The sequence below is a fragment of the Streptomyces sp. NPDC058307 genome (genome assembly GCF_042880295.1).
In the GTDB taxonomy this organism is placed as follows: domain Bacteria; phylum Actinomycetota; class Actinomycetes; order Streptomycetales; family Streptomycetaceae; genus Streptomyces.
In genome coordinates, this window is sequence record NZ_JBHVYZ010000029.1 from 85,030 (window position 1) to 101,461 (window position 16,432).

16 protein-coding genes and 1 pseudogene are annotated in these 16,432 nt (G+C 70.6%); 5 read left to right on the forward strand and 12 right to left on the reverse strand.

All coding sequences use genetic code 11. The features are described 5' to 3' along the window. Positions 1–123 precede the first annotated feature (123 nt). Positions 124–1,104 (forward strand): lytic polysaccharide monooxygenase, encoded by a 981-nt coding sequence (locus ACFVYN_RS21800; protein WP_390000993.1) that lies wholly within the window; start codon positions 124–126, stop codon positions 1,102–1,104. A 56-nt stretch (positions 1,105–1,160) separates the two neighbouring features. Here the strand turns inward: ACFVYN_RS21800 and ACFVYN_RS21805 are convergent, their stop codons facing one another. After that, positions 1,161–2,024, reverse strand: coding sequence for an esterase/lipase family protein (locus tag ACFVYN_RS21805; protein ID WP_390000995.1), 864 nt, complete (start codon positions 2,022–2,024; stop codon positions 1,161–1,163). Positions 2,025–2,195: 171 nt separating this feature from the next. Continuing rightward, positions 2,196–2,639, reverse strand: coding sequence for a MarR family winged helix-turn-helix transcriptional regulator (locus ACFVYN_RS21810; protein ID WP_390000997.1), 444 nt, complete (start codon positions 2,637–2,639; stop codon positions 2,196–2,198). Positions 2,640–2,736: 97 nt separating this feature from the next. Here ACFVYN_RS21810 and ACFVYN_RS21815 point away from each other — a divergent pair, with 97 nt between their 5' ends. After that, positions 2,737–3,111, forward strand: coding sequence for a cupin domain-containing protein (locus tag ACFVYN_RS21815; RefSeq protein ID WP_390000999.1), 375 nt, complete (start codon positions 2,737–2,739; stop codon positions 3,109–3,111). A gap of 67 nt (positions 3,112–3,178) precedes the next feature. On the opposite strand, the pseudogene ACFVYN_RS21820 reads toward ACFVYN_RS21815, so the two are convergent. Next, positions 3,179–3,995, reverse strand: a pseudogene (locus tag ACFVYN_RS21820) (hypothetical protein); the annotation flags it as partial. 515 nt (positions 3,996–4,510) lie between these two features. Here ACFVYN_RS21820 and ACFVYN_RS21825 point away from each other — a divergent pair. Then, entirely contained in the window at positions 4,511–7,966 is a 3,456-nt protein-coding gene (locus ACFVYN_RS21825) for a DNA polymerase III subunit alpha (protein WP_390001001.1), read from the forward strand. Next, on the forward strand, positions 7,963–8,943 hold the full coding sequence (locus ACFVYN_RS21830; protein ID WP_390001002.1) for an ImpB/MucB/SamB family protein: 981 nt from the start codon (positions 7,963–7,965) through the stop codon (positions 8,941–8,943). Before ACFVYN_RS21825 ends, ACFVYN_RS21830 begins: the two co-directional genes overlap by 4 nt. A 21-nt stretch (positions 8,944–8,964) precedes the next feature. Here the strand turns inward: ACFVYN_RS21830 and ACFVYN_RS21835 are convergent, their stop codons facing one another. The 9 genes from ACFVYN_RS21835 to ACFVYN_RS21875 all read right to left on the reverse strand — a co-directional run bounded on the left by ACFVYN_RS21835 (position 8,965) and on the right by ACFVYN_RS21875 (position 16,020). Then, a complete protein-coding gene (locus ACFVYN_RS21835) occupies positions 8,965–9,138 on the reverse strand; it encodes a hypothetical protein (protein ID WP_390001004.1) in 174 nt (57 codons plus the stop codon). A 16-nt stretch (positions 9,139–9,154) separates the two neighbouring features. Then, positions 9,155–10,285 carry a hypothetical protein gene (locus tag ACFVYN_RS21840; RefSeq protein WP_390001006.1) on the reverse strand — a complete coding sequence of 377 codons (1,131 nt, stop codon included), beginning with the start codon at positions 10,283–10,285 and terminating at the stop codon, positions 9,155–9,157. Next, positions 10,282–11,286 carry a hypothetical protein gene (locus ACFVYN_RS21845; protein WP_390001007.1) on the reverse strand — a complete coding sequence of 335 codons (1,005 nt, stop codon included), beginning with the start codon at positions 11,284–11,286 and terminating at the stop codon, positions 10,282–10,284. The genes ACFVYN_RS21840 and ACFVYN_RS21845 overlap by 4 nt, the downstream gene beginning before the upstream one ends. Before the next feature lie 25 nt (positions 11,287–11,311). Further along, positions 11,312–12,397: a hypothetical protein gene (locus ACFVYN_RS21850; RefSeq protein ID WP_390001009.1), complete on the reverse strand. Its 1,086-nt coding sequence runs from the start codon at positions 12,395–12,397 to the stop codon at positions 11,312–11,314. Positions 12,398–12,484: 87 nt separating this feature from the next. Further along, positions 12,485–13,345, reverse strand: a complete 861-nt coding sequence (locus ACFVYN_RS21855) for a phage distal tail protein (protein WP_390001010.1) — start codon at positions 13,343–13,345, stop codon at positions 12,485–12,487. Then, positions 13,342–14,541 carry a hypothetical protein gene (locus ACFVYN_RS21860; protein WP_390001012.1) on the reverse strand — a complete coding sequence of 400 codons (1,200 nt, stop codon included), beginning with the start codon at positions 14,539–14,541 and terminating at the stop codon, positions 13,342–13,344. Before ACFVYN_RS21860 ends, ACFVYN_RS21855 begins: the two co-directional genes overlap by 4 nt. A gap of 54 nt (positions 14,542–14,595) precedes the next feature. Continuing rightward, on the reverse strand, positions 14,596–15,288 hold the full coding sequence (locus tag ACFVYN_RS21865) for a hypothetical protein (protein WP_390001014.1): 693 nt from the start codon (positions 15,286–15,288) through the stop codon (positions 14,596–14,598). Between the two features lie 13 nt (positions 15,289–15,301). Beyond that, entirely contained in the window at positions 15,302–15,517 is a 216-nt protein-coding gene (locus tag ACFVYN_RS21870; RefSeq protein ID WP_390001016.1) for a hypothetical protein, read from the reverse strand. Between the two features lie 200 nt (positions 15,518–15,717). After that, positions 15,718–16,020 carry a hypothetical protein gene (locus ACFVYN_RS21875; RefSeq protein WP_390001019.1) on the reverse strand — a complete coding sequence of 101 codons (303 nt, stop codon included), beginning with the start codon at positions 16,018–16,020 and terminating at the stop codon, positions 15,718–15,720. 86 nt (positions 16,021–16,106) lie between these two features. Between ACFVYN_RS21875 and ACFVYN_RS21880 the strand changes: the two genes are divergently transcribed. Next, on the forward strand, positions 16,107–16,432 hold a 326-nt coding region (locus tag ACFVYN_RS21880; RefSeq protein WP_390001018.1), incomplete at its 3' end, for a recombinase family protein.

A 16,432-nucleotide genomic window follows, 5' to 3' on the forward strand; every position in this document is an offset into this window, starting at 1 on the left:
CTGATCTCCGTCTCAGCGCTCCCTTAAGAGGGCCATAAAGATCGCCGCCGACCGTCACAGGCTGGGGATTTCACGGTTTCTTTGATCCGGCACCCGTCAGTACCGGTTCCGAGGAGATCCCCCATGCCCGCACGCCGCAAGGCCGCAGCCGCCGTCGCCGTCGGTCTGGCCCCGTTCGTCCTGACCGTGCCGGCCGCCGCTCCCGCGTCCGCGCACGGCTCGATGGGCGACCCGGTCAGCCGGGTCTCGCAGTGCTACGCGGAGGGTCCCGAGAGCCCGAAGTCCGACGCGTGCCGGGCGGCGGTCGCGGCGGGCGGCACCCAGGCGCTCTACGACTGGAACGGCATCCGCGTCGGCGACGCGAACGGACGGCACCAGGAGCTGATCCCGGACGGCAGGCTGTGCAGCGCGGACAACGACGAGTTCAAGGGGCTCGACCTGGCCCGCGCCGACTGGCCGGCGACGAGGGTGCGCAGTGGGTCGTACACCTTCAGGTACCGCGTGACCGCTCCGCACAAGGGCACCTTCACGGTGTACCTCACCAAGCCGGGCTACGACCCCACGCAGCCGCCGGCCTGGGACGACCTGGACCTGTCGCACCCGGTCGCGACGGCCACCGACCCGGTCGCCTCGGGCGGCTTCTACACGTTCTCCGGCACGCTCCCCGAGCGCTCCGGCAGGCAGCTCCTGTACGCGGTCTGGCAGCGCTCGGACAGCCCGGAGGCCTTCTACTCCTGCTCGGACGTGACGTTCGGGGACAACTCCGGTGGCGCTACGAGCAGTTCGGCGCCGGTCCCGAGCGCCTCCGCGCCCTCCGAGGAGCAGATCGAGGACGGCACCGACCAGTCGACGGTCGGGCACCACGGGCACGGTGACGACGACGCCAGTACGTCGGCGGAGCCGGTGGCCGCCGAGACCGAGAGGGTCCCGGTCAACGACGTGAACGCGGCGGGCACTTCGCAGGATCTCGCCGAGACGGGCGGTGACGGCAGCACGCCGTATCTCGCGATGGGCGGCGCGCTCACGCTCGCGGCCGGTGCGGCGATCCTGTTCGGCTCGGTGCGCCGGCGCGCGGTGAACGGCGGCGGGCGGAACGGCCGTTGACCCGATGAACTCCGGGGCCTGACCGGCGGCTCAGGCCGGACAGGCCCCGGCGGCGCTCAAGTGAGCGCCGACGCGCAGGTGGTGGGGGTCGCGTGGGTGGGGTCGAGGGCGTTGGCCACCTCGTGGAAGGCGATCCGGTCGAACAGCCCGATGGCCGCGTGCTCGGAGAGGTCGAGCGGACACAGGTCCTGCAGCAGGACGTTGTGGACGCCGGATCCGCTGAGGAACTGGCTCTGGTACGGCGTCACGACCTCGTCGTACTTGGTGGCGAGGACGGTGTACTTGACGCCGGGGACGGTGTCGCCGCCCGCGTTCAGCTTGGTGAGGAAGGGGGAGCCGACGACCTGGTCGGCGAGGGCCGGGGTGTTGGTGGTGAGCAGGTCCTGGATGCCCGGGAAGTACGGCAGCAGGTTGGTGATGCCGGACAGGGTGGTGCCGTGGTTGTCGGGGGCGATCCCGACGAGGGCGTTCACCTTGGCGGCTCCGCCGAGGAACTTGAGGTAGTAGCGGGGCATGAGGCCGCCCTGTGAGTGACCGACGAGGTCGGTCTCGGCGGCGCCGGTGGCGGTGAGCACCTTGTCGACGAAGGTCTTCAGCTGCTCCGCCGACTTGTCGATGGGGCCGAGGCCGTAGAAGAGGGGCACGCCGGACAGCTGGCCGTAGTCGAAGGAGAAGACGCAGTAGTCGCGGTTCTCCAGATACGGGACGAGCGCCAGCCAGTTGTCGGCGGAGTTCGCGAAGGTGCCGTGGACGAGAACGACGGGGCGGGGGTGGGCGGCGGAGGGCTTGCACGAGTAGTCGTTCAGACCGCTGCTTGGGGCAGTCGCCGCTTGGGCGGCTCCGGCGGCGGGGACGACGGCGACCGCGGCGGTCAGGAGCAGGGCGGCGAGGGGTCCGAGCAGTCTTTTCCAGGGCAGCATCGGGTGATCTCCTTGCGGCTCAAGGGAGTTGCGATGGCTGTACGCCCTGTGACCCGGATCACGAGGATGCTGTTCAATTCGAAAGTTACGGACGAGTAGTGCACTTGTGAAGTTACGCGTCAGTAAAAACTTCCAGTGGTAACTACGCCCGATGCGCCCACTGACGAACCGTCACCACGTGGGCCTGATAGGGCCATCGGGAGCAATGCGCCCCAACCGCTCACGCAGCGCACGCACTTCACCCTCGCCCAGCACATCGGTCCACGCCCGCACGGCTTCCGCGGCGGCCTCCTCCGCCGCCCGGGTGCAGGCCCATCCCCGCTCAGTCAGCACGACGAGCCGGGCCCGGGCGTCCCCGGGATGCGGCCGCCGCTCGGCGTACCCCTTGCGCACGATCTCGTCGACCAGCTGACTCGCGGCCTGCTTGGTCACCCCGAGATGACCGGCCAGCTCGGTGACCGTGGCCCCGTCCGGCGCTAGCCGGGTGAACGCGAAGCCCCAGGCGGGCCGCGCCTCGAACCCCCGGGCGACGACCCCGTCGTTGATGCGCTGGGTCAGGTCACCGGCGGCGGCGAGCAGGGTGGCGGCCAGGGCGAGGGCTTCGGAGTTCTGCACTCGGGCATTGAAACACTCTTGACGAATTGGTCAAGCAGCTTGACCATAGTGCTACATAGTCAACCTGCTTGACCATCTACCACCCCGGGGGTTCCGCATGCCCGTAGTCCGCTCGTCCGAGGCCGTCACCCACGAGATCCACGGCGCCCGTTTCGTCTCGTACGCCACTCCCCTCAGCGGCGCCAAGGAGCTCTGCGCCTGGCGCGGCGAGATCCCCGCGGGGACGAAGGCACCGGCGCACACCGTCAACCGCGAGGAGATCTTCCATCTGCTCATCGGTGAACTCGTGATCACCCTCGACGGCACCGCCCATCGGATCACCGCGGGCGACACGGTGATCGTCAACCCCGGGGTGACCTTCGCCGTCGAGAACCCCACCGATCACACCGCCCTGACCTGGGTCACCACCTCCATCGGCCTGGAGGCGGAACTGGCCGACGGCACCCGCATCACTCCCCCGTGGGCCAACTGACCCCTGCGCCACCGCGCCCCAGCAGCACCGCCAGCGGTCCGAGGAGGCCGCGGACCGCGCCCGGGCGAGAGGCGTGTTCGGCGGGGTCGCGGCCCTCGGCACGCAGGGCGATGAACCGGACCCGGGCGCGTTGGAGACCCAACGCCTCGTACATGCCGTAGGCCCGCCCTGGCGAGGGCCGCCGAGTGGGCGGCGGGTTCGCCGAGGGTGCGGCTGCGGGTGGTTGCGGTGCGGTGCGGTCGGCGTAGCGCACGGTGAGGGGCGGGGTGCGGCAGACCTTGTCGAGGGCGCGCGGCCGGGAGCCCGGTTCCTCGGCGGCGGAGAGCAGCGCGCGCCGGTGCCGGTCGGGGTCCAACTCGTCGCGGGGGAAAGGGCGTTCGACGGCCAGAGAGTGCGAGATACCGTTCGGGCGGCCGGCCTTGGCGCCGACCAGGCGCTGGAGTGTGGACAGGGGTGCGGCGGCGACCCGGCCCAGGGGTCGAGGCCGTACTCGCACAGGGTGCGGGCGGTCGCGGCGCCGACGCCGGGGAGCGCGGCGACGGGCCGGCCGGCGAGGAAGTCCGCCACCGCGTCCCCCGAGAACCGAGCAGGTCACCCCGGGCGGGGCGTCCTTCAGCGCCATGCGGGCCGGCATCGGCCCGGGCCCGGCGCCGATCGCACAGCCCCCGGGCCCGGCGCCGATCGCACAGTCGACGCCGTGCAGGGCGAGGGCGCGGACCTCGATCACCGAGGCCAGTTCGACGGCGTCCCGCTTGAAGTAGCGTTCGGCGCCCCGCAGGTCGGCCAGTGCCCGGTCCGGCGGCAGCGCCTCGACGACCGGGGTGAACCCCTTCGGGCAGGGCCGCCTCCCGCGTCGGCGGCAGCTGAAAGCGTAGCGAGGCCACGGCGCCGCCGAACAGCACCTCGCGCCGCCGCAAACGACGCCTCCGGGGCCGGGCGGCCAGATGCAGGTGCGGGAGATGCCGTTGGGTGTGAGCTGGAGCAGGCACGGCGCGCGCGACGGAAGACGGCTGCACGGGCACCGACGATCCGCCTCTGCGCTGACCGTCCTACGCCTCCCGCGAGGTCCTACTGACCCGCCCGATCCATCATGCACCCTGTTACTGAAAGTGGCGTTTGCGCGACATGCCGTTACCCCTCTCCACTTCGAGTCGCTCGATGACTGCGGCGCGGTGCGCACCACTGGCGCGATTTCCTCCAACCATGCTGCCCAGTTCCGTATGTGACGGCGCAGCACCTGTTCCGGCTACCGCTCCCACCCCTGCCGAATCGATGACGTGTTCGAATCATGTCGCTGACCGGGGCTGATGAGGTTAGAGTAATCGAACGAGAGTACGATGAACATATCGGGTACACGGCCCAAAGGGGTCGAAATGGGGTGGAGTGATGGAGGTGCGGCATGGCGGGCTTCGCCCATCTGCACGTCGCGTCCGGTTACTCCGAGCGCTACGGCGCGGCCCATCCCGAGCATCTCGTGCTGCGGGCGGCCGAGCGGGGCGTGACGACCCTCGCGCTCACCGACCGGGACACGGTCACCGGAGCCGTCCGGTTCGCGCAGGCGTGCGCTAGAGCCGGGGTCCGGCCGGTCTTCGGTGTCGACCTGGCGGTGGAGGCTCTCGCGCCCCCACCGCCCACCCAGCGGCGCCGCACCCCGGTGCGCGGTGGCGCGCACGTCGTCGAGCCGCCGCTGCGGTTCGTGCTGCTGGCCCAGAACCGGGAAGGATGGGCGCGGCTGTGCCGCATCACGTCGGCGGCCCACGTCGGCACCGCGTCCGGCGCGGCACCGGTGGTGGTGCCGTGGGAGGCGCTGCGCGAGTACGGCGGTCCCGGTCTGACCGTGCTGCTCGGACCGCTCTCGGAGCCGGTGCGGGCCTTGGCGGCGGGGCGGGAAGACGTCGCAGTGAAGCTGCTGGCGCCGTGGCGGGAGATCTTCGGCGCTGGGGTCAGGCTGGAAGCCGTAGTGCATAAACGTTTCTCCATCGGCCCTGGATCGCTCCGGCTGGCTGCCCGGACCCTGGCTCTGGCCGACCGCACCCACACCACCGCGGTGCTCTCCAACGCCGTCCGCTACGCCGACCCGGACCAGCACCGCCTCGCCGACGTCCTGGACGCCGCCCGGCTGCTGCGGCCCATCGACCGGCGCCACCTGGACAGCGGACAGCGCTGGCTCAAGGACGAGAAGGCGATGACGGCCGTCGCGCACCTGGTCGCCGAATGCGCCGGAGCCGATGCCCGGCGGGCACGTCGCCTGGTGGCGGACACCGCCGCCACCGCGGCCGAGTGCGCCCTCGACCCCGGAGCGGACCTCGGGCTCGGTACCCGGCACTTCCCGGAAGCATCGCTCTTCGGCGCGGAGCCCGGACCGGGCGGAGCCGCACAACTGCTGCGCCGACAGTGCGAGGCAGGCATGACCCGGCGGGGCCTGGACCGCGACCGAGCGGCACTCGACCGGCTGGACGAAGAACTCACCGTGATCTCCAAGCTGGACTACGACTCGTACTTCCTCGCCGTCGGCCAGGTCGTGGCCGACATCCGGGCCAAGGGCATCAGGGTCGCCGCCCGCGGCTCGGGCGCCGGTTCGATGGTCTGCCACGCGCTGGGCATCGCCACGGCCAACCCGCTCGACCACCGCCTGCTGTTCGAACGCTTCCTGAGCGTGCGCCGGGCATCACTGCCCGACATCGACATCGACGTGGAGTCCGCCCGACGGCTGGAGTGCTACGACACGATCTTCGACCGGTTCGGCACGGAACGGGTCGCCGTCACGGCCATGCCGGAGACCTACCGGGCCCGTCGCGCCCTGCGGGACACCGGCCTCGCCCTCGGCATGGCACCCGCGGATGTCGACCGGATCGCCAAGAGCTTCCCGCACCTGCGCGCCGCCGACATCACCGGCGCCCTCGCCGAGCTGCCCGAACTGCGGCAACTGGCGGCCGAGGCGCACCGCTACGGGCCGCTGTGGGAACTCGCGGAGGGCCTCGACTCCCTGGTCCACGGCATGGCCATGCACCCCTGCGGCGTGGTCATCAGCGACGCGAGTCTCCTGGACCGGCTGCCGGTGCAGCCCACCCCGCAGGGCGACTACCCCATGGCGATGGCGGCGAAGGAGGAGATCGAGGACCTGGGCAACATCAAGCTGGATGTGCTGGGCGTACGCATGCAGTCCGCGATGGCCCACGCCGTCGCCGAGATCGAACGGACGACCGGCAACCACATCGACCTGGACGATCCCAAGCAGGTGCCACTCGACGACGTCTTCGCGTTCAAGCTCATCCAGGAGAGCCAGACCCTGGGCCTGTTCCAACTGGAGTCGCCCGGCCAGCAGGATCTCCTGTCCCGGCTGCAACCCCGCGATCCGCAGGACGTCATCGCCGACATCAGCCTCTTCCGTCCCGGACCGGTCGCCGGGGGCATGCCCGAGCGGTACATCGCCGCACGTCATGGCGGCACTCCGGCGTACGCCCATCCGGATCTGGAACCGGTGCTCGCCGACACCTACGGGGTGACCATCTGGCACGAGCAGATCATCGAGACCCTGTCGGTCATGACCGGCTGCGACTACGCGCTGGCCGAGGTCGCCCGGCGGGCGCTCGGCGAGAAGGACCGGCTGCCGAAGCTCAGGGAATGGTTCCATGGCCTGGCGCGCGCGCGTGGCTACAGTGCGGCCGTCCGGGACGAGGTCTGGAAGACCGTCGAGGCCTTCGGCGCCTACGGCTTCTGCCGCGCCCACGCGGTCGCGTTCGCCGTACCCGCCCTCCAGAGTGCCTGGCTCAAGGCACACCACCCCGCATACCTGCTGGCCGGTCTGCTCGAACACGACCCCGGGATGTGGCCCAAGCGCGTCCTCGTCTCCGACGCCCGTCGCCGTGGTGTGCAGCTTCTGTCCGTCGACGTCAACCGCTCCCAGGTGAAACACACCGTGGAGACGACCGACGGAGAGCAGCGGGGCGTACGGCTCGCCCTCTCCGCGGTACACGGCATCAGCGAGGACGAGTGCGCACGAATCGAACAAGGCCAGCCCTACGGATCCCTCTCCGACTTCTGGCAGCGAGCCCGTCCCAGCAGGCCGGTCGCCGAACGCCTCGCGGAGATCGGCGCCCTGAACTGCCTCCACGACGGCCGCCTCACCCGCCGTGACCTGCTGCTGCAGATAGCCGAACTCCACCGGGCCTCCCGCACCCGGACCGCCGGCAAGGGCCAACTGCCCATCGAGGCAGGCGCGGTCGGAGGAGCGGAGCCGAGTGGTCTGCCGGAGATGACCGGACGTGAAGCCCTGAGCGCCGAGCTGAGCACCCTCGGCATCGACGTCTCCAAGCACCTGATGGAGCACCACCACCGCCTCCTGCGCGAGATCGGCGCGACCGACGCGGCCCACCTGGCCGGCCTGCGCGCCGGCCGGCAGGTCCTGGTCGCCGGGGTGCGGGCCTCCACCCAGACCCCGCCGATCGCCAGCGGCAAGCGCATCATCTTCGTCACCCTCGAGGACGGCTCCGGCCTGGTCGACCTGGCCTTCTTCGAGGACTCCCACCCGGCCTGCGCGCACACCGTCTTCCACAGCGGACTGCTGCTGGTGCGCGGCACGGTCCAGGTGCGCGGCACCCGCCGCACCGTCGTCGGCACCATGGCCTGGGACCTGGACGAGATCGCCGCCGCCCGCCGCGACAACGGCCCCGAGGCCGCACTCGCCCTCCTCGGCGAGAGCCGCCCGCACCCGACCCCGGCCCAGCCGCAGCGGACCCTGGCCAACGGCACCACCGGCGCCCGGTTGCATCCCTACGCCGACCTCCAGCCGGCCGGCACCCGCTCGGCCGACCTGAAGAAGTTCGGCCACCGCAGTCCGGGGAGCGCGGGATGACCACACGTCAGCGGCACATTGCCCACGTCCACCTGCACGCCGCACTGAGCGAGGAGCAGTACGCCGACATAATCGAACTGATGTCTGGAATTACACCTCACGTGCAGGCTTTTCCACCGGACGCCGTCCAACTCGATCTGACGTCAGCGCTTCGGTACTTCGACCTGTCTCCCTACGACGTGGTCCAGATGGCCAAGATGAGACTGAAGGCCCTCTACGGGATCGACAGCAGCGCCGGGCTCGCGGGAAACCGCATGCTGGCGGCCATGGCGGCCGACGCGTCCGCGCCGGGAGAGACCACCTGGGTCCCCGCTGATCGCGTGGCCGACTGGCTGCACCCGCGGCCCGTCACCGCGCTGCCCGGGGTCGGGCGCACCACGGCGGAAACGCTTCACAGATACGGCCTGCACACCATCGGCCAGATCACCGGCCTGCCTTCGGTGACCATGCAACGGCTCCTCGGCATCGGTCAGGCGCGGTTGTTGGCCGAGCGCGCCCGCGGTCGTGATCCCCGCCCGGTCACCCTCTGCGAACCGGCAGTGCACTTGGCCGCCGATGTCGTACTGGAGCGGGACTGCCTCGACCCGGCACAGCAGCACCGCGCAGTTCTGGGACTGGCCGACCGGATCGGCCAACGCCTGCGCGGCGAAAGCCGGATCGCGAGCCGGCTCACCCTCACGGTGCGGTACGCCGACCGCAGCTCCACCACCCGTACCCGCACCCTGCCGGAGCCCACCAACCACTCGCCCGCCCTCACCGTGGCCGCGCTGAGTCTGCTGGCCGGTCTCGGACTGCAGCGAGCGAGAGTACGCGCCTTCATGATCCGCGCAGACGACCTGTTGCCGACCGACAGGGCCTACCACCAGCTCTTGTTGGACCCCGGCGATGCCCGCGCCCGCGCGGCTGAAGCCGCCGCAGACCGCGCCCGTCGACGCTTCGGACCGGGGGCTGTACGCCCAGCAACTCTGGCAAACTGACCAAGGCATTCCAGAAACAGGCTATTCGGACCCGGATGTGTCGGTCTCGGTGGGTTCCTCGGCGGGGTGCTCGGCCGCGACGTTCGACCGGGCGCCGGCGGCCGTCGCGCGCTGCGCGGTCTCCAGGGCGTGCAGGCGCCGCTTGATGTCGCGGAGCTCGGTGAGGAGGGTGTCGGGGCGGTTGATCCTGGTCACGGGGAACTCCTCCGGTTCAAGGGATGTCGGTGGCGGGGGTGACGGTCAGCTGGACCTGCTCCTCGCCCGCGTCGTTGCCCGGGGTGACCTCGATCCCGGTGATCCGTACGCCGAACCGGACGCCCTCGGGAAAGAACATGTCCTTGATGACGACGAGGGCGTCGTCGCCGACCTGGTAGGAGCCGAGGACGGGTTCCAGGTCGGCGCGCACGGTCAGCTCGGGCAGGACGACGGGGGCGGAGACGGCGGCGAGGGCCGAGCGGGCCTGGGAACGCAGAATGTCCGCGTCGGTGACATGGACGTAGGAGACCTCGGTCTCGGTGAGCGGGCGCCCGGTGGCGGGGTCCTCGGCGACCGCGACGAGCTGGCTGCTGCCCTCACCCTGCTCCCCGAGGGCGAAGACCCTGCTCGCGGTGGAGGCGCCGTCGGCCGGCCAGGTGTAGCCGATGAGGTTGGCGCCGTACTCCCACACGTGCGGCGTGCCCTGCTGGCCGAGGTGCGGGGTGCCCACGCGGAGCCTGCGCACGGGACGGCCGTCGCTGCCGTACGCCATGTCGAACAGGAAGTCGGGGCCGTCCTCCAGGCTGGCCAGCTCACGCAGCGCCTCACCGGTGCTCTTGAGGTCGCTGCCGGGGTAGACCAGGGTGCGGGTGATCCCGGAGCGGGTGGTCGCATCGGGGCGGATCCGGATGTCGCCGCCGGGGTGTGCCTGGGCGACGGCGACGAGGTCGCGGGCGATGTCGCACTGGTCGCGGTCGGTGAAGGAGACTGCGGCGGAGGCCAGGTCGGGGGCGGCCGGGTCGAAGTCGGCGGGCAGGACGCGGCGGTGGTCGAAGTAGGAGAGGAAACCGGCCGCCCCGAGCTCCAGATGCTGGTCGGCGGAGGTGTACTTGACGGTCCAGACCACCCCGCCCCAGACGAGCACGCCGTCCCGCTCGACGTAGAGGGCCGCGCGGCCGGGCTCGGTGAGTTCGCGGGGCCGGTGGACCCCGACCCGCGGGTCACCCAGGGGCAACCGGGCGCGGAACTCGCCGGCTTCGTTGAGCTCGGTGCTGAACGTGGCGTCGTACAGGGGGAGTTCGTCGGTGATGGCGCCGGTGGCGAGGTCGGCGGTGTAGTAGGTGTAACGGGTCGGGCGGCCGGTCACTGGCCCACCAGCCAGGTGGTGTTGATGTAGACGATCTGCTCGGCGGGCAGGGCGGTCGTCTGCGGGTAGAGGTTCACGTTGCCGTCGGTGTCGACTATGCCCTCGATGCCCGTCCGGGTACCGCCGAGCACCACGTACCAGTGGTGCCGTACCAGCGGGCGGAAGGCGGCCGGGAGGTTCATGAGGACCGTGGGGTTGGCCGACTGGGCGGCACCGGTGCGGACCGCGCCGCGCAGGTAGGCGACCGAGCCGACTCTGCGGACCGCCGGTGTCTCGTTGTTGTACACGGTCCAGCCGGCGGGAAGGGTGAGAGTGGTCCAGCCGGTGTCGTTGTTGACCGCCCGCCAGCCCGCCGAACTGTCGTACCACTCCAGGTGGTTGGTGTCCCAGCGGTGGATGTACATGCCGGAGTAGGGATACGTGGGGCGGCCGCCCTCGCCCCAGACCCGCAGGATGCCGCCGGCCGCGGAGGTCCAGGGGCGCAGGTCGTCGATGTCGGCGGCGGCTACGGACGTGGCGTTCTTGGCGATCCTGATCCGGGCGAGCGGGATGAGGTCGCCACTCGTCACGGGGTCGATCGGGTTGGCGGCGGCCGTGCCCTTGACGAGTTCGACGGTCATGGCGGTGGTGGCGTCGCCGTACTGCGTGTCCCGCTGCCGGGCGACGACCAGGTCGTTGCGCGGGTTGGCGGTGTCGGCGGGGTTCGTGCCGAGGACGTCGAGGGTCTTCTGCTGGTCGAGGGTGACGAGGTAGGCGCCGGTCGCGCTGGCCCGGGTGCCCTGGATCACCCCCTGGAAGGGAGCGACGGTGACCTTGCCGGAGACGGTGGCGGTGGCCTGGACCCGGCCGGGGTCCCCGGTGGCCGGCCGGATGCCGCTGCGGGCCTGGACCGGGCTCGCCCCGGGCGCGGCGAACACGCCCGTGGCGAGGCGGGCGTCCTCGGCGTCGACGACCCCGCCGGAGATCCAGCCGGAGTCGCGTTCTGGGGTGGGCGTGCTCATGGGAGTGCCTCTTCTGGTCGGAGGGTCACGGGACGGGGAAGGCCAGTACCCGGAGCCCTGCGTAAACCGGGATGGCCCAACTGGGGGGCACACTCACCGTCCCTGAGCCCACGACCCGGACGAACTCCTGGGTGAGGACCAGGGGAGCCGTACCGGCGGGCATCAGCCGGTGGGCGGTGGCGACGGTCGTGGTGGCGAGCGTCGGCCCGACGTTGAAGGCGCTGATGCTGAGGTTGCCGCTCTCGCCGAGCACTTTGATCACGTGGTCGAACCTGGCGTCGGCGGACTGCGCCTGGGCGGTCATCTGGGCGGTGCACATCAGCATGCGCGGATAGGGCGCCGGGGTGACCGTCACCTGGTTGAACAGGAAGTTGGTCCCCTCGGTCGAGCCGGCCTTGGGCCAGCCCGCGTCCGCCGGTCCGAAGAACTCCACCGCCCCCGTGACCGCGGGACGCCAGGCCGCACCGGAGCGGACCAGGTCGAGGCCGGTCTCCAGGTCGTACAGCCGCTGTCCGGAGTAGCCGTCGGGCGGCAGCGACTCGTAGGCCTGCAGCGGCAGCACCCCGCCGGCAGCGACCGTGGACACCCGCAGGTCCCTGATGTCCGCCTGGGTGATGGAACCCGCGTTCGCCCGCACGGTGATCTGGGCAAGGCGCAGGTGGTCACCGGTGACCGTGGGCGCCACCGGCGTCACCGCTGGCGTCCCGGCCACGACGCGGACGAGCATGCCGTCGCTCTCGTCGCCGTACTGGCGGTCGGTCTGCTGGGCCACGACCAGGGCGATGCGCGGGTTGGAGGGGTCGGCCGGGGCCGCCGTCAGCACGTCGAGGGTCTTCTGCTGGGCGAGCGTGATCAGATACGCGCCCGCGGCGGTGGTACGGGTGCCCTGGATCACGCCCTGGAAGGGGCGGACCGTCACATTGCGTGAGGGAGTGGAGGTCGCCTCGACGTTGCCCGGGCTGCCGGGGCCGGGTCTGATGCCGGTGCGGGCCGCGATCGGGTTGCCGGGGTCGGCCGCCGCCGAGGCGAGCACGCCGGTGGCCAGCCGGGCGTCCTCGGCGTCGACGACGCTGCCGGAGAGCCATCCGGAGTCGCGCTCGAAGTCAGCCATGCGGGTGCGGTTCCTTCTGTCTGGGGGCTGTCTGGGGGCCGTCTATGGGTTGTCTGGGGGCCGTCTGGGGAGCTGGGAAGCGCCGGGTCAGAGCCAGGCGTCGCGCCATTCGGCGGTCAGCCGGGCGGCCGGTGCGTAGTCGCGGGCGCGGAAGAGCACGGGGGTCGCGCCCGGCCGGAGCGGGAACCAGTCCGAGCCGGGCCGCAGCGTGGCGCGACGGGAGGCCGTGCCCTGCAGCAGGACCGAGCGGGCGTCGGTGTCGACGACCAGGAACTCGCCGTTCTGGAGGGAGAGTTCGAAGGCGAGTTCCTCTCCGGTCCCGGTGTTGCTGATCACCGGCTGCACACAGGGCCCGGCGATCCGCCAGACGGGCCAGGTCGGGACGGTGCCCTTGTTCTCCAGGAGCAGCCGGCCGCCGGAGGAACCGCTGCCGAAGTCCAGGGGGAAGGAGAGCGGAAAGGCGACCCCGCCGCTGGAGGACGGCAGCGGACAGGTACTGCTGTTCAGTCCGTACGAGTACCGCAGCGGGTCCGGCGCGGTCATGGTCAGGGAGAACTCGAAGGCACCGGACTTGCGGTCGACGATCTTCGTCTCGGCGGTGAGGCGGACCAACGCCCGCCGGACGCGGTGCGGTTCGGTGACGACGAGCGGCGTCAGCGCGCTGCCGTCGGCGAGTACGGCGGCCAGCCGGTCCTTGGCCTCCTCCCGTACGGCACGTTCGGGGGCGATGGCCATGCCCTCCAGGGTGACCACGCGAGGCCCCCGGTAGGAGGGGGCGTCGAACGCGCCGTGCCGTTCGGGGCGGTCGGTCAGGGTGAGCCGGACCGGCGGGGTGGCGGCCCAGCCCTGCTCGCTGGTGACCCACCACTCGACGCCGTCGTCGTCGACGGTGTTCCCGGCCCAGCCGTCCACCTCGAACACCGGTTGCTGGAGTTGCCGCCCGCTCATCGCTTGGCCGCCCAGGCGAGTTCGCGGGCGGTGATGCGGCCGATCTCGTACTCGGACTGTCCGGGGCGGGGGTGGACGTTCACGGTGACGGGCGCGCTCGCCGCGGTGGCTCCCGGCCGGGCCGACGTCCCGCCGGCGACTCCGGCGAGGCTGTAACCGGGTCCGATCACACTGCGCGCGGTCGCGGTGGCAAGCCGTCCGGCGGCTCCCGCGACCCGGCTTCCGGCCCCCTCCATACCGAGGGCGAGCCCTTCACCGACATCCCCGCCGAAACCCATCATCACCTTGGACGGGGAGGAGATCCCGAGAATGCTGCGGATGGGCCCTGGAATGGTGTTGACGATGAAGTTCTTCACCGTGTTGAGAAGGGCCCCGGCCGAGTTCTTGACGCCGTTGATGAGCCCCATGACGAGGTCGCCGCCCAGGCCCATGAGCCGGCCCGGCAGTTCGGCGAAGAAGCCCCAGATCTTTCCGGGAACCCCGCGCAGGAAATCAACAACGGCGTTCCATTTGTCGACGATCCAGTCCCTCACCGTCCCGACCGCCTCCTTGATGCGGTCCCAGTGCTTGACGATCGCGAGCACGGCGATCCCGACGGGCCCGGTGAGAATGGCAACGAGCAAAGGCCAGTTGGCCTTCAACCAGTTGACGACATTCTTCCCGGCGTCGATCAGCCAGTTGATGGCGACCGACGCCCCTTTCATGACCGTCCCCACCACCTGCCCGATGATCTTGAACGCCGCCTGCATGACGGCCTGCACGGTCTTGGACTGCATCGCCATGTCGATGAGCTTGGTGATGAGCGGCATGATGAGGGAGAGGATCGCGCCCAGGATGTTGGCCTTCATGGCGGTGTTCAGGCCGCGTTGGGCGGTGGTCGCGGTGCGCAGTCCCTGACCGAACCGGGAGAAGAGACCGCCGCCGGACGCCGCACTCCGCCCCGCCCGCTGGACATCGGCGGCGGCCCGGGTGGCGGCGGTCCGCACCTGGTTGAGGCCGGCGCTCGCCTGGGCGGCCCCGGTCCGCAGCCGCCCGGTGGCGGTGCCGGCCTGGGTGGCGGCGCCCCTGAGCCGGTCGACCGAACCACTGGCCCCGGTGACGGCGGTCCGCATCCGGGTGACGGCCCCGCCGGTGCTGGTGGCCGCGGACCGCATCTGGTTCAGCGCCCGGGTGAGCGATACGAGTGACGTCTGCATGGTGGTTTGGCTCCGTCGCTGTCGCTGTCGCTGTCGCCGTTGTCGTATGAGTCGCTATCGCCGCAGGGCCTGATCGAGTGAGTTGAGGTCGTTGCGCAGGCCCTGGATGGAACGCCCTGCGCCCCGGGCACTGTCCTCCAGCTCACGAACCCGCTGCAGGCCTGACCTGACCTGCCGGTCCAGGTTGTTGGCCTTGATCCGCAGGGACTTGCTGCGCTGGTCCGCGTCGTTGGCGACCTGACTGATCCTGCTGATCCTGGTCTTGAGGGAAGCGATCTGGCTGCGTACGCGTTGATCGTCGTTGCGCTGGGTCCGGATCAGTTCTTGGGTCCTGGTCCGCCCGGAGATGCTGCGCTGATTCCCGTCGTTGGCGACCTGACTGACCTTGCCGATCTTGGTCTTGAGAGAGGAGATCTGTTCACGCAGCTGCCGGTCGGCGGAGGTCAGGCCGCCCAACCGCCTGTCCACTTCTTGCTCGCGCTTGTGCTGAGCGCGGTTCTCAAGAATTTTGGTCAGCGTGAGTTCGTGTTTGAACAAGCCGTACTCGGCCTGGAACCCGTAAACAGTGAGGGCACCGACGTTGCCTTCGGCCTTCGCAATGCCCCCTTCGGCCTTGCCACCGGTCAGCGGCACGTTCTCGGCGAACCATTTGGCGTCGAAGGCGTTCCTGATGGCGTCCTTGAAGCCCTTGGACGTCACAAAGTCGATGAACCACTGGGGGACCACGGTCGGGCCCGTGACGATCAAGGAACGTCTCCTTTCATGCAGGCCGGTTCAGGAAAGCCACGATTTCCGCGGGGGTCGCGCCCCGCGGCTCGGACAGGTCGGGACCTGATGTCACTTGGGCCGGAGCCACGCCGTCGCCCGGCCGCGGCACCGCCTCCGGATAGTCCGCCGGCTCCGTGTCCTCGTCCCGGTGCACCGTCGCGAACATCCAGTTGGCGACGGCGAGATGGTCGACGACGGCGGCCAGCAAGTGGTCCGTGACCGTCCAGTCCGCCTGTTCACCATGGACCGCCCGGGCGAAGGACGAGTCCGCGGGAAGGTGTTCGACGAGGATCCGCAGACGCCGGGAGGAGAGCCGGCCCCGGTGCCAGTCGAGGAGGTCGACCCCGTAGTGGCGGAGCAGATCCGCCTCCAGAGCCTCGGCGTGCTCGTCGACCAGCGCGCCGAGGCTCAGCCTTCCCCCAACGACATGCCGGTGTCGTTGCCGTACGCCTCCAGGATCGCGGAGACGTCCTGGACACTGGTGTCGTACTTGCCGAAGCGCTCGAACTGCTCCTCCCCGAGCAGCAGTGCCAGCAGCCCGTCGATGTCGTTGTCCTCCAGTGCGGCGATCTGCTTGGCGATACTGCGCGGGAACTCGGTGGGCAGCCGGAACACATCCCCGTCCACCTCGAACTCCCAGCTCTTCCCGACTGCTTCGAGACGCTGGGCACGGGCGGCGTTGACGTTGAAGGGGTGAAAGCTGCTACAGATTTTCTAGTCATTCATAGTCATCCCTAGTCATGTGTCTCACGTACCTTGTTCTCGTGAAGCTTTCGGAGTGGGCCCGTCAGCAGGGCGTGAGCTACCAGACCGCCTGGCGGTGGGTGAAGGACGGGAAGATGCCCGTCCCCGTTCGCCAGGCGCCGTCCGGGACGTGGTTGGTCGACGAGGTCGCCGTCCAGCCGTCCGGGCGTGTGGTGGCGTACTGCCGCGTGTCGTCCGTTGACCAGAAAGCCGATCTTGACCGGCAGGCCGCCCGGGTCGTGTCCGGCGCGAACGGGCTGGGCCTGGCCGTCGCTGAGGTCGTCACCGAGGTGGGATCCGGGTTGAACGGGCGGCGCCGCAAGCTGCACCGGCTGCTGTCTGACCCGCAGACGGCGGTGATCGTGGTCGAGCACCGCGA